We start from the raw sequence: 15,412 nt of genomic DNA on the forward strand, positions 1-15,412 counted from the left end.
TTCGCTCCCCAGGCTACAATAATCAGATGTTTTTTTGGGAGTATTAACAACACATGATCAATTTTCAGCAAATTTCTTTAAAAACCTTTCTCAGTGAGTATTGGCAAAAAAAACCTCTAGTGATTCGCAATGCCATTCCAGATTTCACTAATCCATTATCCCCTGATGAATTAGCAGGACTTGCCCTTGAAGAGGATGTAGAAAGTCGCCTTGTCTTTGAAACACCCCATGAAAAACCCTATTGGCATCTAAAGCGCGGACCCTTTTCTGAAAATGACTTTAATCTCCTTCCTCCAACGCATTGGACCGTCCTCGTACAAGGCGTGGATAGATTAATTCCCGAAGTATATGATTTACTTGATCATTTTGATTTCATTCCACAATGGCGGATTGATGATATTATGATTAGCTATGCAGCGCTTCACGGCAGCGTCGGACCTCATTACGATAATTATGATGTTTTTTTATATCAAGCTCAGGGGAGACGGGAATGGTCACTTACTACTAAAAGATGCACTAATGAGAATTACATCAAAGATCTCGAACTTCGTATTATGGAACAATTTGACGTCGAAGAACGTTTGACCCTTGAAGAAGGTGATATGTTATATCTTCCACCCCATGTAGGCCACTATGGTATTTCACTTTCCGAAGATTGCATGACCTACTCTTTCGGCTATCGTAGTTATCAAGGACAAGAATTATTGGATAGCCTTGGTGATTATTTAGCTGAAAAAGGAACATTCAAAACATTATATCAAGACCCTGATTGGTCTCATTTACACAATACCTCTGAAATCACTCGCCCTGCCTGGCAAACTGCACAAAAACTGTTACACCAATTAATCAGTGACGAGAAAATAATAAAATCCTGGTTTGGATGCTTTGCGACACAGCTGGATCAACAAGCAGAAATGCGGTTACCGTTACCTTTAGAAGAAAATGAGCTCATTGATTTATCACATTTTATTAAGGAAATAAAAGCAGGCTCAGATCTGACAAGAGATGCAACATGTCGTTTTGCCTATCAAAACTCAGAGGGACAATTCGAATATCAGTTGTACGTTAATGGCTGTGAATGGGATGCAACAGGAGTTTCTCATGATTTGCTAAGCTACGTTGCTAATAACCGTCACTTATCTCATCAATCCCTTGTCGCTTATTTAAATACTGCACAAAATCAAATATTTATTTATAATTTATGGAAATTGCAATGGCTATACATTGCAGAAGACTAAAGTTTAGTGACTCGACGTAGCCCGTATTAGCGCAGCGTAATACGGAAAATAGGTGCAAATTATCCCGCATTACGCTGCGCTAATGCAGGCTACATTCTATGGGAGGTTATTCATCAATGGCCGTGACGGTTACAAAAAACTTGCGTATAAATTGGTTAAATTCAAAAACATAGAGTATAGTTAATATACATACCATAATAAGGACAGGTAATGAAAAAAATAATACTGGCTGTAATGTTGGTGTGCTCAACTGCCTTGCTGGGCAACTGTGGTGGTAATCCCTGTTGCGGGACTTGTGCTACTGATTGTGGTGGCTGCGGCGGTTGTAATGGAAGTTGGTATTGAGTAACTGTTTTCACAGAATTCGAATTAGGGAAAATATTCTGGACCCAAACGTAGGCTGGGCTGAAAAGCCCAGCAATAAGCTTCCGATATTCTTTTCTGGGCTTTTCAGCCAAGCCTACGTGCTTGGAAATACAATCTGAGCGGAAGCGCCAGGCTGCAGTTTGACACATTATGAGAGCAGTTACCCTGCATCTTCGCTACGCACGAGCTGAAACTTCAATTCGCCCAGAGTGATTTTATGGCTAAATAAAGTAATAAGCGCGCCTGTTAATACCAATACAATACCTACCGTGCCCCAAAAGTTCAATTCTTCACCTAAAAGTAATACACCAAAAATTACCACAAATACCGGCTCTAAAACGGATAAAATAGAAGCCTTTTCTGAACTGATGTATTTTAAGCTGTACAGCATCAAAACTATGGGAACAACGGTTGCAATAACAGAAATTCCAAATAAATGGTACCAAACGTCCGATGTGGATGGGATGGCAAAAGAGTGATTAAAAAGAGAAACCAATAAACTGGTTAGCATACATCCCAAACACACCATAAAAGTAGACATATTTGGAGAGAGCTCATTCCTTTTACTGCCTATTACATAGCACGCATAAAAAAAAGCAGAAGCAATGCCCAGTAAAATACCCCAAAGGTTAAAAGACAATGCATCAAAGTCCACCATAAGCGCCATTCCTATTAAAATCACTAAGATGGCTAAATAATAAACCGGGGGTATCAATTGCTTGTAAAAGAAATAATTGAGCAACATAATGAGTACCGGATAGGTAAAAAAGATAACCATCGCCAGTCCAGAACCTATGTAATAAGATGCTAAAAAGTAAAGCCAGGTTGATATGCCATAAAAAAAAGCCCCTGTTAAAAAGGCAAGGAACATATTTTTATAAGAATCGTTTGTTTTTTTTATTTTTGGCAACATCACCATTAAAATAATCATGCTGGAAATTAAAAAGCGCCAAAACAACATCGTGCTCGCAGATAAATTGCCGTTCATTGCACTTAAACCAAAATAGCCAATAAACCCGTAAAGAAATCCAGATAAAATAGCATAGATAGAACCGCGATATTCTTGATTTATCATCATGATAATACTGCCTGAAAAACTGACTTAAACAAAAAGCAGGTTAGGTTCTTAATCCTACCTGAAAGCTTGAGGTAAAGTTAACCTACATAAAAAATAAGGAATAGTGTATCATTTTTTACGCATACTATCATATTGCAAATAAAAGATACATACTGTATTATTTGTCAACTTATAATTGAGACTGTAACCATGCTTCGTATTTTTCTCCTTATCTCGTGCTTCTTTGCAGTAGCCACTAATATTTATGCTAACTCTGCCTGTACTGAACATCAATGTATCGCTGTTGTTGATGCAGGGAGTACGGGATCACGACTTCATGTTTTTGCTTATGATCTTGATGAAACAAATACACCTTCTCGTATCACAGAAATATGGTCTAAAAAGATCAAACCTGGATTTGCAATGATTGAAGCAAATCAAAACACTGTAGATGCATACTTGACAACGCTTTTCTCAGGAGCCCCTACTCAACATATACCTGTTTATTTTTATGCAACTGCAGGAATGCGTCTTGTGCCGCAAGCGAAACAAAAAATTTATTATCAGGAAGTACAAACGTGGTTTCATCAGAAATCTGAATGGCAACTAGTAGAAGCAAAAACCATTACGGGGCATGATGAAGCTTTATATGACTGGCTTGCGGTAAACTATCATATTGGGGCACTCAAATCATCTGCCAATGAACCAGTAGGCGTCATGGATATTGGTGGTGCGTCAGTACAAATTGTTTTCCCAATACAAAGCAAAACGGATAATAAAGGGACGCAAGTTGAACTGGATCTTTACGGGCACCACATCAATTTATCTGTTCACAGTTTCCTGGGTCTTGGACAAAATGAAATGGCTCACCAACTTCTGGATACAGCTTCCTGCTTTTCAGATGGTTACCCTCTTTCTGATGGCAGTTCTGGACAGGGCGATGCATTAACCTGTGAACAAGAAGTAATCCCTTTAATTAAAATGCACAAAGTCAGTAATGAAGTACAACCTGATCTTTCTGCCAGTCATATTAATTCGTGGTACGCCATTGGTGGTTTTCCAAATCTTGTAGAGAGCAAACCGTTCCAGTTTCAAAACAATCAATTGACCATTCAAGACTTGCTGCAACAAGCAAATACTCTGATTTGTCATCAGCAATGGGAAATTCTCAGCGATCAATTTCCAGACAATGAATACATTGAATCCTATTGCCTCTTTCCCGCTTTTTATTATGCTTTGATGGTAGAAGGCTATGGTTTAACAGTAAATCAACCGGTGAGCTATATTCCTGCAGAACAAAATATAGACTGGACTTTAGGAGTGGTACTACATCATTGATCCTAAAGGGATTTCATGCAGTTGCGACTGGTACATCAAAGTAATTTCTGGATACCGTGCATAAAGCGCGGTACGTAGGAAAGAGTGCCATGCGAACTTCCAATCACAGTAATGCAGCCAAGGTTGAACGCAGAGGAACCTGTGTTTAATTATTCGTGTATGTTCCGATTCCCCCAAAGTTTCCTACGTACCACGCCTTATGCGCGGTACTCAGAGATCGTACTAATAAACAACTCAGAAGTTCATAAAACCTATAATTCTTCAAAAGAAAAATCCTCGATCCTTAAAAGAGTTGGTTTGCCATAAAAAGAACATAAAGCCTCACGAAATTTTTGGGCACGTTGTGATAATCCATGGTTACAATAATGTACTACCTGCTTATATACCGCCTGTTTAAAAGCAAGGGTGTCTGATTCCATACCATTTAAGTTGTCGATACTAATATAAAATTTATGTCCAGCAGCCTTTGAAAGGATCCATTCTATTGCTTGTGGTTTTACTTCAACTTGTTGAAACAAAGACTGTTGTTCTACGGTGCGTCCATCAGGCATATACCAATACCCAAAATCGACTTGCTTTCTACGCTCTTCCCCAGCAATGAGCCAATGGGAACATTCATGTAGCGCGCTGCTAAAAAAGCCGTGGGCAAAATATAAAGCGTTGTAAGGATGCTGTTCACCAGCAGGTATGTAGATAGGCTCATTATCGCCCTTAACCAGTCTGGTATTAAATTCTTCACCGAAGCAATTATAAAAAAGCGTTATTAAATCCTGATATTGATGCACAAATAGCTTTTCACTCATTAATTTACACATACTGATTAATTTATACTAATATATTTAAAGAGTCATTATTTTTATGAGTTCCTGGAATTTGGAGTTCCGACGATAAAAATGCAAAAAAAAGCACTGTCGTATCGATTAGGAAGATTTATAAATAAGCTTCGTTGGCCAATTATAGGCTTATGGTTGCTTGCTATATTACTCTGCATCCCTTTTCTACCCCACATTATTGATCCCTTTAAAACAACTGGATTTATTGATGAAAGTTCATCAAGTGCCCAGGCTGAAAATTATATGAATAAAAAATTGGGATATAACGATAAAAATAAATTTCTTATTATGTATCATAGCAATAAGCTTTTAGCGACCCAGGATCAATTTAAGAAAAAAATTAAAAAATCATTATCCGATTTAAAAGATTTTCCAATTAAACACGACATTATTTACCCTGACGACAAACATCAAATTTCCAAAGATAAACATACCGCTTATGTAGTGGTGATCATCAAAACCAATAAACAGCTTAGTGATGACTTATTAAAACAACTTAAAGAATCAATAAAAAAACCTTCGCGCATGACAATGAAAATTGGCGGAGAGCCACTTTTTGTACAAAATGTGAACAAACAGACACAAACCGACCTTTTTAAAGCGGATATGATTGCAGCCCCAGTAGCGATTATCACTTTAATTCTTGTATTTGGATCGGTAATTGCAGCCACACTCCCCATTATTTTAGGGGGAGGATGCGCCATAATTATCCTAACTACCCTCTATTTTTTAGGCCATCTGTTTACTCTTTCTATTTTCACCATCAACATTGCCTTATTACTCGGCCTGTGCCTTTGCCTGGATTATTCATTATTTTTTATTAGTCGATTTAGGGATGAATTAAAGAATGGATTAAATATTGAAGAAGCGATTGCAACAACTCAAGAAACCGCAGGTAAAGCAATTTTCTTTAGTGGTTTAGCAGTTTTTGTGAGCCTCAGCGCATTATTTTTATTTCCGGTTAATATTCTTTTCTCAGTAGCAGTGGGTGGTTTAGCTGCTGTTTTTTTCGCGGTACTAGTATCAACTATATTTTTACCAGCAATTCTTGCCGTCCTGAAATCAAAAATTAATTTGCTCTCAGTACGCCTGTTTAGGAACAAAAATCACTCCAGTTGGTGGCGCTGGCTAGCAGAGCGAGTAGTTCGTCACCCCGCTCTCTTTTTCTTTCCCATTCTTATTTTTTTAATAGTGCTGGGATACCCTTTGTTAGTATCAAAGTTTGGTATCTCAGATTATCGTATTTTTCCAGAAAAATCAGAGAATCGAGCATTCTATGATACATATGCAAAGAAATTTCAGATTGAACAATTAAATCCTATAATACTGGTTATCGAATCCCAGTCTTCATCAATTTTGTCGCGTAAAAATCTTTCTAAAATATATAATTTGGTCCAAAAACTAAAGCGCAATCCGGTAGTCAAAGAAGTCAATGGCATCATCAGCAGTGAGTCGGATCTAAAAAAGAGACAATATTACACTCTTTATCATTTAGATAAAAAACTTCTCGACCCAAGTGTGAAACAATTGCTTAAAACAACGACCACCAAGCGTATGGCTGTCATTAATGTGATTAGCAAATATCCAGTAGATTCCGAAGAGACCAAGAAACTTGTTAATGAGTTACAGAAAATAAAATTAGACTCGGGATTAAAAGTACAAGTTACTGGAGTAGCTGCGAGTAATATTGATGTGCTTCATAGCATTTATCATTATTTACCCTATGCCATCCTATGGATAATGGTATTTTCTTATCTGATACTCCTCCTCCTATTGAGATCTCTATTTTTGCCATTAAAAGCAATTGTAATGACTTTATTAAGCCTATGCGCCGCATATGGAGCTCTAGTTTTTATATTTCAAGAAGGATATTTCTCTGAAGTTCTTAATTTCCAGCCACAAGGAATGCTCGATATTAGTTTATTAGTCATCATATTTTGTGCTCTTTTTGGTTTTTCAATGGACTATGAGGTATTTTTATTGACTCGAATTAAAGAGGCACATCAGTTAACCAAAGATAATAACAAGAGTATTATTTTTGGTATTGAAAAAAGCAGTCGTATTATTACGAGTGCCGCATTGATTGTCATTGTGATTTGCTGTGCTTTTTTGATCGCTGATGTATTAATGGTCAAAGCATTTGGCCTTGGCATTGCAGTTGCTATTTTCGTAGATGCCTTTTTAATACGAAGCTTTTTAGTACCCGCCACAATGGCTCTCTTTAAATCTTGGGTCTGGTATCTCCCCAAATGGTTGGATCGACTCCTACCTAAGCTTTAATCCTTAAGTTTGAATATCCCTAGAGTATCCACCCTATTGAATTTAAAGGATTTTAAGTTATTTTAAGGCAGATAAAGAAATTTTAAATAACTTCGGACTAACTAAAAACCTTTACTTTCAGGATAAGAATTGTGGAGAACTCTTTTCCTATAGTCTCCGTAACTCAAAACAGCCAATTGATAATTAAGGATTGTTTACTCATAATTAAAATCACATATTCATGCCAATGCCTTTTGCAGCAAGATTAATTTTCTGATAGAGTAACCTGGATAAAATTTCGGGTCTAAATAGAATAGAGGATGTTAAAAATGATACGAGGATTTTTTACAGGTTTAATGTGTTTACTTAGTTTCTCTGTTTTTTCATATGGTAACCCTTGTGGGAATGCTGTTCCTACTAATGATTTAAATTTTTGTGCCTCATTTAAGGTAGTTGCAACGTGCTATTGTACTTCTTCTGGTTTACCTGCTGGTATGTGCCAAGATATGAATATGCTTTATGCACGTATGGTAAGTGTATATGGTTCATTGGATAAAGCATGCGCGGCTCAACCTTACACTACAAAACAAGATTGTCTTGATAATTGGAATTGTTACCGTCTTGGAGGGATGGATTCTCGCGGCAGAATATGTAGTTCCACTCAGAAATCCTGTCAATAAGTTTATTAAAGTATTAAAATCAAAAAAATTTGATTAAGTTGGGCTTCGGCCCAACAGAAATTCTAATGATTAAAGCAATCTTGGTAGAGTATTATTGTGCATAATAAAAAATCAAAATTATTTTTACTCTCATTCTTATTTCTTTCTACATCGTGTTGTTTGGCAGATAGTAATCTACCACAGCACCCTTTTTATATAGGTGCAATTGGTGGTTTCGGCTCAACTACCTGGAAGGGTTTAGTTCCCACTAAAGAAAATCAGAATGTTGCTCTGATGCTTTCAACACCAATAAAGGTTCAAGAAGGTGGAAGTGTATGGGGTGTTTTGGCAGGATATGAATTTACTCATTTCTTTGCAATTGAAATGAATTACACACACTTCCCTGAAGCAAATGTGAATTTCGATTCTATAAGTTTATTCAGTTTCGATCATGATGGCTTAGAGACTTTAACATCTCAAACTGAAGTCCTAACTTTGATGGGAAAACTCATGGTTCCTATTCCTCATTCCCAAATGAAAATTTTTTCCGGCGCGGGAGTGGCAGGTGTGCATCGTAAAGATATCGTTGTGGATAATTGGCGTCCAGGACCTACTTTTAATGTAGGAGTAAATTATAATTTTACAGAGCAAATAATGGGCGAAATTGCTGGAGCTTTTACTGCCGGGTATGGAGAATCGCAGCTTAATCCAGCAGACGCATATTATCCTTTTCTCTACTCAGTCGCTGCCCATCTGATTTTTCGTTTTTAATGGTTTTTAAAAACCAGCCTAACTCTAATCCGCGGCCACCCACCCCAACGACTTGTTCACGGGGTAAGTCCGCGGGATTCAGAAAATCTACCGTAAAAAACCCTGGACCTCGCGGACGTTCCACGGTACGCAGAGATATGATCAAGAGAGAGTTGCAAGCACCCCCAAAACTTATCTATTTTGATATACCCTGAAGATAAAAAACTACCTGTGCTTGCCCATAGAATATTCAGCATAGCATTTTTCCAAATTCAGTTTTAGACTCGTATTTTCAATTCCTAATTGCTCTACTAAGGTCAAAGTGTGCCGTATATGGGCTGCTTTCGCTTGGGTAACTTTGAAAGGCATTACAAAATTAGCCTTCTGGGAATCGGAGCTTTCTTCGAGCAGTATTTTTTTTGTAAGCGTCGCATCAACATGCTTGCATTTCTTTTCTGGATCCGGCAGAAAGTGTTTTTCTTTTACAAGACATCGCATTACATGATAATAGGTATGTATTTGTTGATACGTTAAATCAATAGGTACCGCATTATCATCATTATAAATATCCATAGTTGGATTTCGAGAAAGTAAAGGATTATGCATTTGTGCAAGGTCTTCTGTTTCTGCACGTTCATCCTGGACAGAAGAAGTTTGTGACCTTTTTTTATCGGAAAACCAGTAAGAGAATACAAGAGCACTGGCAAATAAACCCCCACCAATGCTCAGAAAAGCAATTGCCGGTAAGATACCAACAAATGCAATACATGCACCAACAAAAATTTCCAATATGGGTACAGAAATCATCCAATTTTTTATAAGAAAATACATGCAAGGCCGGACTGCGTAGGTATACGGCAGTAAAAAAAGGTTATAAATTAAGCTCCTACCCAAGGTATAGAGCCAAAAATTACGTGCTTTTCGTTTGGCATTATCCAGTTCAGCCTCAATGTAAGTAAAGATCGTTTCTGCAAAACCAGCATAATTTAAAAAATGATCACAAAAACTATTAGGTCCTTGTTTTTCTTTAGGTGGGGTTACTTGAATAATATACCAATCATCCTTCCAAATCCCAAAAGCCGACACGGGGTCATTCCCTTGTTTTTGCACCACAACTTCTGGTTTCTCAGTCAATTCATCCCAATGATCATGTTTTCTTTTAAACCAAGCATCATGAAGTCCAGCAGGATTTAATGCATCCACACGTGAAAGTTTATACCTCCCTTTATCCATAGCGAGTAATAAGCTTAACGATCCGCCCAGGCTTACTCCGCATACATGTATTTTATTCTTCTGTGTGCTTAACCATTCATGAATTCTTTTTCGTCCCATTAAATAAAGAGACTCGCCTACTGTTGCAAACCCCTTAGAATCAGTATTAATTTGCGGTAAAAAACCTTGTCCAGCAGGATAGGTTGTCCCCATAAAAATTAAATGTGACTCTGCTTTCTTATTAAAAATTGGCTCAAGTCCATAAGCAAAAACACGATCTTTATCATGGATAAAATAGCGCTTCCATCCTGATCTTTCTGTTAATTCAATAGGCTTCACCTGATATTCGACCTGTTCCCAATGTCCATCGATGCATTGAGGGATTTTGATGGATTCATAAGGAGTTAAATCACTGTAAGGAAGTAACGTCAAACAGTTACTCAAGTAAAGATTAACTTGTTCTTGTTGCGGATCGGTTAATTTTTTCTCTTTCAATTGTTCAAAAAGATCTAAAAAACCTTGTTGAAAAGCGAAACGTAATTCTCTTAATAATTCATGATCACGTTGTACAAAGATTGCATTGGCTACTTTAGCAGTTAAAAACTCAGTCCATTGTTCAGTCCATCCCATCATTAAAAGCCGTACTGCATTGCGAGCAATAATGGGGGCCTGCTTCTCCGGATCTACGCCCTCAATTGATTCAAATTCACGTTGTGGAGAAAAATTAAGATCTATTCCACCTTGAAAAGTTGCTTTTATAGGCATAATTTGCCTCCCAAATAATTACAGTTGTAATTACCTCATCCCGGAGCAAAAAATTCTGGGAACGCTCGAATTTAAAATGCATGTGTATGTATTAAATACGAACGTTTTTAATAAAGGAAATAAGTGCTTATTATAATTTTTCTTGCTGCAACGATGTCACAATAGCCGGACGCTCTGCAGCAAGATTCATAAATTGTTCTAAATGTTTATAGGCTGAAAGATCCATTTTAAAATAATAGGTCCATCTTAATATGACAAACAAATACGCATCGGGCAGACTAAAGTCCTTACCCATCAAATAGGGTCTATTCGCAAGATGCTCATTAACATAATTCAATCGAGCACTAATTACCGATATAAAAATGCTTTTTGTTTCCTCATTAAGATTAGGATTGAAAAACATGCTTACTGTTTTATGTAATTCAGTGGCAACGTAATTGAGCCATTCCAGAGTATGGTACCTTCTTAACTCACCTACTGGCGGCAAAAGCTTTTGACCTGGCGTGATATCTGCTAAATATTGCAAAATAACCTGATTTTCGGTCAGGACATCCCCATTATCAAGCTGAAGCGCTGGGACTGCCCCTTTAGGATTAATCGATAAATAATTTTCGTCTGAACGGGTTTTTTTTGCTTTCAAATCGACTTCTTCATCTTGAAAATCAAGCCCTAACTCATTAAGAACAATACGTACAGCTAATGAACACGCTGATTTGGTGTAATAAAGCTTCATATTCACTCCCTAGATTCATAGTTAAGGTATATTTAGAAAAACTCAGAAAACTACTTATAATATGCTTTTTGTACACACTTGAACACTACTAAAATTAGCTTATCTAGCTTAGTTTTCTATTCGTGATTTCCGTCGCAAGATCATCTTCCACTTCTGCAAGTAAACTCATAGTAGCCGATTGTCTTTTAATGAAAGAGAGCGAGTCCCAGAAATATTCTTTTCTTAAAACGTTTAATACTTTCTTATTATCCTTATCCTCTTTCCAGGTGTGGATGCTTCTTAGTAATTCATCGAGAGTTAAATCCTTCTCTGGCCCAACAATATTCAAATACAATTCTTTCAATTTCAAAAATTTATTCTGAGTATCCTGAGAATTAGGCTGAAGAAGTAGCATATTTTCCATTCGCGAATATAACTTGATAATTATCTTTTCTTTCAACTTATCCGATTCATGAAAAGCTGCTGGTGGAGGTGGAAGCACATAAAACGGAATGCTCTCACTCGGGCTGCCATATTCCAATACCGTTTCATACGGTAGATTCACCAAAAAAGAAGAAGAAACCGAAGAAGGGACAGGAGCATGCTGAATTGCTTCAACAAGTTCTATTGCTGAATGTCTGCACGTATTACTAATATTCAATTCACTTAGATGTGCTTTTATCTTATCCGCATTAACTGATGGTAATTTTTTTCTATTGCTAAGTATGAATCTGACCTCATCAATGTTCGTTAAATCAGGATCTTTTTTGATACAAGGCTTATAACATGTAAATGTATTATCCGATTCTTGCAATGATTCTAATATCCCCACAAATTCCAAATATTGCTCATAAGTAATATCATAGGCTTGATAAGTGATAGAACGTTCATCTTTATTATCACGACTAATCCTCTCATCTTCTAGATAGGCACCATTAACAAAAAACAGAGAATTACAAACGAACTTCAAGTTGAAAAGAAAGTTGGGATTTTCAACACCCTCGCCAAACTTGCCTACACGGCACAACAAATTTCGAACTTTATTTTGGTCGTAAATTCCAAGCATTAGAAAAGAATGTGGCCCTTGCTTATTAATTGAAATAAAAAAATGATCCGTTTTTTTATTAATTATCAGATATTTTGGAGGGGGAGTACTTGGCATATATAAACTTTTAAAAATACCGGATGACGAATCATAGCATTTAAGTATTCATGCCACAATCTGATTGAATTTAGCACATTCAGGGCATTTTAAAGTTTCACTTGGTTCCCCCATACGAAATGGGAGAAGAGCAAAGGGTAAAACTCACGAGATACACTGTAACTCAGGATAATTTTTCAAAATGACTTTGTATAAATTTCGGTTTGCTTCCATGATCTCATCGCCTAATTTAGAATTCGGATTTCCTTCCCCTCCTTTGCTATTTAAAGCAACCACTGTAGTAACATTATTGCAAGGTTGCCAAAAATACATCACACGGAAGCCTAAGGTGCTTCCTTTGTATACCCAAAAACTTTGTTTAAGATCGTTATCATAAAGATACCCTACACCCAATCCAAATCCATAAGGATCATCTTCAGTCACTTTAGGAATCGGCTGCCCTGTTTTCATAGATACAACAGATTCTAATTCAGCTAAAATTTGCTCCCTAAAAATGGGTTTAATTAAAGTTCCGCGATAGAGCAATTGCACCCAATGTACTACATCTTCGGGTGTAGCTACAATTGCACCAGCAGCAGCGCCCCAGGATAAGTCATTGGTGAGTGTATCAATTAATTTATTTTTTTTCTCATCATATAAATATCCATGTACCCTGCGATTTTCGATCGCTTTTCCTACTGATTGACCATCGGGTCCGGCAAGATAAAATGAATTATTCAATCCATTTTTTGAATTAATTATTCGCAATTTTAATTGATTTGCAAAAGTATCATTGGTCACTTTTTCTATTACCAAAGCAGCAAGAATATAATTGGAATTAGAGTATTCAAAAAGATTCCCTTTTTTCTTTTTGAGTGGCTTTTCAGGGTGAGCGTATTTAAGCAGCTCCTCATCAGTCCAAACTTTATCTAAATTTGACTCCATTTCTTTGGAAAACTCATCATCTTCAGAATAATTCGGTATACCACTTGTCATATTTAATAATTGTCTTAAAGTAATATTTTTCCAATTGGGATATTGTGGCAACCATTTACCCAAACGATCATCTAGTGTCAATTTATCTTCGGTCTGTAATTGCAAAAGAATTAATGCAGTAAAAGATTTGGTAATACTGCCAATGTCAAACAAATTATTAGAGGTAATAAGTTGGGATAAAGGAGGATAACCCATAGTGCCGTGCACAACCGTTTTGATTTCTTTTTTATAATTTCCTTGATTCTGAGGAATCAAGACAGAAGCAGCAATCGCAGTAAATTTTTCTTTTTTACTGTACTTTTTATAATAGGAATCAATCTCTTTTTGCAATTGATTCGTGAGTTCGGAAGAAGTATCAAAACCGGCATAAAGTATGGGTGACGCCAAAAAAGCACTTAAGGCAAATCCCAAGAATCGTGATTTTAATTTCATAATGTATCATCCTTCATTTCATAAAAATTTTTGTCGGTCCAACAGTACATGATACATTTCGGACTTATAGAGTCTGCAGGCGACACATGCATCACCTACAGTCTTGAGGGTATTCATCAATTACTTGCTTGGGCTCTGATTTTTAATTGTTCCAAGGCATTTTGAAGGCGAGTTAACACCCTTTCCCTTCCCAATAAAGTCAATGTCATATCGATAGACGGCGACATCCCAAAACCTGTTACTGCAACTCGTAACGGTTGTGCTATTTTTCCCATATTAATATCAAATTGCGCACTGATATCATTAATGCATTCTTGTAAATGATCTTTTTCCCAGGATTTTACCGTTTGCAAACGTTCATAAAGCGCGGTCAATGGCTCTAAAATAACGGGACGCAAATGTTTTTTTACCGCAGCTTCATCGTACTCAATCGAATCAGTAAAAAAGTACAGACTCATTTGACACATTTCAGTCAAAGTTTTACATCGCTCCGCTTGAATGGCAACTAAATCAGTTAACTTAGGTCCTTTGGAGAGATCAATGCCAGCTTCTTCAAAGTGCCAACGCAAGGCTTCAGCCACCGCCTCGACTGGATCATTTTTTTGATAATGTTGATTTAACCAATACAATTTCTCATAGTTAAAACTCGAAACTCCCCGACTTACATTCCTTAAATCAAAGTATTCAATCATCTCATTGATGCTAAAGATCTCTTGATCGCCATAAGACCAGCCTAAGCGTACCAAATAGTTCAACAAAGCGTGCGGTAGAACGCCCAACTCTTTAAATTGCAACACACTCACTGCACCGTGTCTTTTTGACAAACGCTTACCATCTTCTCCTAAGATCATAGGTAGATGAGCAAATACGGGAATGGAAGCCTTAAGTGCCTGAAACAGATTAATTTGTCTTGGTGTATTATTAATGTGATCATCACCGCGAATTACATGCGTGATTTTCATATCTATATCATCGATAACCACAGCAAAATTATAGGTTGGATGACCATCGGAGCGTACTAGAATCAAATCATCCAGCTCGCTATTTGCCACATGAATTTCTCCATATACTTCATCGTGAAATGTTACAGTTCCTTGTTCAGGATTCTTAAAACGAATTACAAAAGGTTTATCGGATAAAGGCAGATTTTTATCTCGGCAGTAACCGTCATACCGAGGTTTTTCTTTAGCAGCTAATTGTTCTGCGCGCAAAGACTCCAGACGTTCTTTACTGCATTCACACCGATAAGCCTTACCCTCATCTAAAAATTGCTGTGCCACTTGCTTGTATCGCTCGTAACGCTCGGTTTGATAAAATGGACCTTCGTCATAATCCATGCCTAGCCACGCCATGCCATCCAGAATAGCTCGTACCGATTCTTTGGTGGAACGTTCCTGATCAGTGTCCTCTATGCGTAATATAAATTCGCCATGATGGCGTTTTGCATAAAGCCATGAAAATAAAGCAGTTCTCACTCCACCCACATGTAAAAAACCAGTTGGGCTTGGTGCAAATCGGGTTCTAACTGTCATAATCTCTTCCACATTGTAAGGAATAAAATAATCGGGCTATAATAACTGACTTTGCAGCCAGGGTGAAGCAAGACATTTGAATATTTAGACTTCTTCAGATACTCGCTACAGAAAGCGAAGTG

13 protein-coding genes are annotated in these 15,412 nt (G+C 37.1%); 5 read left to right on the top strand and 8 right to left on the bottom strand.

Annotation, left to right across the window (positions count from 1 at the left end; genetic code table 11):
- Nucleotides 1-53 precede the first annotated feature (53 nt).
- A complete protein-coding gene (locus LXO92_RS12890) occupies nucleotides 54-1,238 on the top strand; it encodes a cupin domain-containing protein (RefSeq protein ID WP_182349962.1) in 1,185 nt (394 codons plus the stop codon).
- 161 nt (nucleotides 1,239-1,399) lie between these two features.
- Here the strand turns inward: LXO92_RS12890 and LXO92_RS12895 are convergent, their stop codons facing one another.
- Both LXO92_RS12895 and LXO92_RS12900 read right to left on the bottom strand, forming a co-directional pair.
- Nucleotides 1,400-1,753, bottom strand: coding sequence for a hypothetical protein (locus LXO92_RS12895; protein WP_182349963.1), 354 nt, complete (start codon nucleotides 1,751-1,753; stop codon nucleotides 1,400-1,402).
- Nucleotides 1,754-1,764: 11 nt separating this feature from the next.
- Nucleotides 1,765-2,679, bottom strand: coding sequence for a DMT family transporter (locus LXO92_RS12900; protein WP_182352838.1), 915 nt, complete (start codon nucleotides 2,677-2,679; stop codon nucleotides 1,765-1,767).
- A 192-nt stretch (nucleotides 2,680-2,871) separates the two neighbouring features.
- On the opposite strand from LXO92_RS12900, the gene LXO92_RS12905 reads away from it, so the two are divergent.
- A complete protein-coding gene (locus tag LXO92_RS12905; RefSeq protein ID WP_232891117.1) occupies nucleotides 2,872-3,999 on the top strand; it encodes an acetate and sugar kinases/Hsc70/actin family protein in 1,128 nt (375 codons plus the stop codon).
- Between the two features lie 251 nt (nucleotides 4,000-4,250).
- Here LXO92_RS12905 and LXO92_RS12910 read toward each other — a convergent pair whose 3' ends face one another.
- Nucleotides 4,251-4,784, bottom strand: a complete 534-nt coding sequence (locus LXO92_RS12910) for an elongation factor P hydroxylase (RefSeq protein ID WP_340163012.1) — start codon at nucleotides 4,782-4,784, stop codon at nucleotides 4,251-4,253.
- A gap of 108 nt (nucleotides 4,785-4,892) precedes the next feature.
- Between LXO92_RS12910 and LXO92_RS12915 the strand changes: the two genes are divergently transcribed.
- From LXO92_RS12915 to LXO92_RS12925, 3 genes are all read left to right on the top strand, one after another.
- Nucleotides 4,893-7,112, top strand: a complete 2,220-nt coding sequence (locus tag LXO92_RS12915; protein ID WP_182349966.1) for an MMPL family transporter — start codon at nucleotides 4,893-4,895, stop codon at nucleotides 7,110-7,112.
- A 308-nt stretch (nucleotides 7,113-7,420) separates the two neighbouring features.
- Nucleotides 7,421-7,771, top strand: a complete 351-nt coding sequence (locus tag LXO92_RS12920) for a hypothetical protein (RefSeq protein WP_182349967.1) — start codon at nucleotides 7,421-7,423, stop codon at nucleotides 7,769-7,771.
- A 96-nt stretch (nucleotides 7,772-7,867) separates the two neighbouring features.
- The gene (locus LXO92_RS12925; protein ID WP_232891119.1) at nucleotides 7,868-8,521 is read left to right on the top strand and encodes an outer membrane beta-barrel protein; all 654 of its coding nucleotides are present in this window, start codon (nucleotides 7,868-7,870) and stop codon (nucleotides 8,519-8,521) included.
- A gap of 204 nt (nucleotides 8,522-8,725) precedes the next feature.
- Here LXO92_RS12925 and LXO92_RS12930 read toward each other — a convergent pair whose 3' ends face one another.
- The 5 genes from LXO92_RS12930 to gltX all read right to left on the bottom strand — a co-directional run bounded on the left by LXO92_RS12930 (nucleotide 8,726) and on the right by gltX (nucleotide 15,290).
- On the bottom strand, nucleotides 8,726-10,477 hold the full coding sequence (locus tag LXO92_RS12930; protein ID WP_232891120.1) for a hypothetical protein: 1,752 nt from the start codon (nucleotides 10,475-10,477) through the stop codon (nucleotides 8,726-8,728).
- Nucleotides 10,478-10,607: 130 nt separating this feature from the next.
- Complete coding sequence (gene gstA / locus LXO92_RS12935; RefSeq protein WP_182349970.1) at nucleotides 10,608-11,210, bottom strand: glutathione transferase GstA; 603 nt, start codon at nucleotides 11,208-11,210, stop codon at nucleotides 10,608-10,610.
- 103 nt (nucleotides 11,211-11,313) lie between these two features.
- The gene (locus tag LXO92_RS12940) at nucleotides 11,314-12,351 is read right to left on the bottom strand and encodes a hypothetical protein (protein WP_182349971.1); all 1,038 of its coding nucleotides are present in this window, start codon (nucleotides 12,349-12,351) and stop codon (nucleotides 11,314-11,316) included.
- Nucleotides 12,352-12,495: 144 nt separating this feature from the next.
- Nucleotides 12,496-13,758: a serine hydrolase domain-containing protein gene (locus LXO92_RS12945; protein WP_232891121.1), complete on the bottom strand. Its 1,263-nt coding sequence runs from the start codon at nucleotides 13,756-13,758 to the stop codon at nucleotides 12,496-12,498.
- A gap of 116 nt (nucleotides 13,759-13,874) precedes the next feature.
- Nucleotides 13,875-15,290, bottom strand: coding sequence for a glutamate--tRNA ligase (gene gltX / locus LXO92_RS12950; protein ID WP_232891122.1), 1,416 nt, complete (start codon nucleotides 15,288-15,290; stop codon nucleotides 13,875-13,877).
- Nucleotides 15,291-15,412 lie beyond the last annotated feature (122 nt).

Origin of the sequence: Legionella resiliens (genome assembly GCF_021344005.1) — a bacterium.
GTDB classification, from domain to species: Bacteria; Pseudomonadota; Gammaproteobacteria; order Legionellales; family Legionellaceae; genus Legionella; species Legionella resiliens.

Excerpts from the sequence above, each read along its gene's own strand:
- LXO92_RS12920 (WP_182349967.1), top strand. The coding sequence starts at position 7,421 with ATGATACGAGGATTTTTTACAGGTTTAATGTGTTTACTTAGTTTCTCT.
- gstA (WP_182349970.1), bottom strand. The coding sequence starts at position 11,210 with ATGAAGCTTTATTACACCAAATCAGCGTGTTCATTAGCTGTACGTATT.
- LXO92_RS12940 (WP_182349971.1), bottom strand. The coding sequence starts at position 12,351 with ATGCCAAGTACTCCCCCTCCAAAATATCTGATAATTAATAAAAAAACG.
- LXO92_RS12915 (WP_182349966.1), top strand. The coding sequence starts at position 4,893 with ATGCAAAAAAAAGCACTGTCGTATCGATTAGGAAGATTTATAAATAAG.
- LXO92_RS12945 (WP_232891121.1), bottom strand. The coding sequence starts at position 13,758 with ATGAAATTAAAATCACGATTCTTGGGATTTGCCTTAAGTGCTTTTTTG.
- LXO92_RS12890 (WP_182349962.1), top strand. The coding sequence starts at position 54 with ATGATCAATTTTCAGCAAATTTCTTTAAAAACCTTTCTCAGTGAGTAT.
- LXO92_RS12895 (WP_182349963.1), bottom strand. The coding sequence starts at position 1,753 with ATGTGTCAAACTGCAGCCTGGCGCTTCCGCTCAGATTGTATTTCCAAG.
- LXO92_RS12905 (WP_232891117.1), top strand. The coding sequence starts at position 2,872 with ATGCTTCGTATTTTTCTCCTTATCTCGTGCTTCTTTGCAGTAGCCACT.
- LXO92_RS12900 (WP_182352838.1), bottom strand. The coding sequence starts at position 2,679 with ATGATAAATCAAGAATATCGCGGTTCTATCTATGCTATTTTATCTGGA.
- LXO92_RS12930 (WP_232891120.1), bottom strand. The coding sequence starts at position 10,477 with ATGCCTATAAAAGCAACTTTTCAAGGTGGAATAGATCTTAATTTTTCT.
- gltX (WP_232891122.1), bottom strand. The coding sequence starts at position 15,290 with ATGACAGTTAGAACCCGATTTGCACCAAGCCCAACTGGTTTTTTACAT.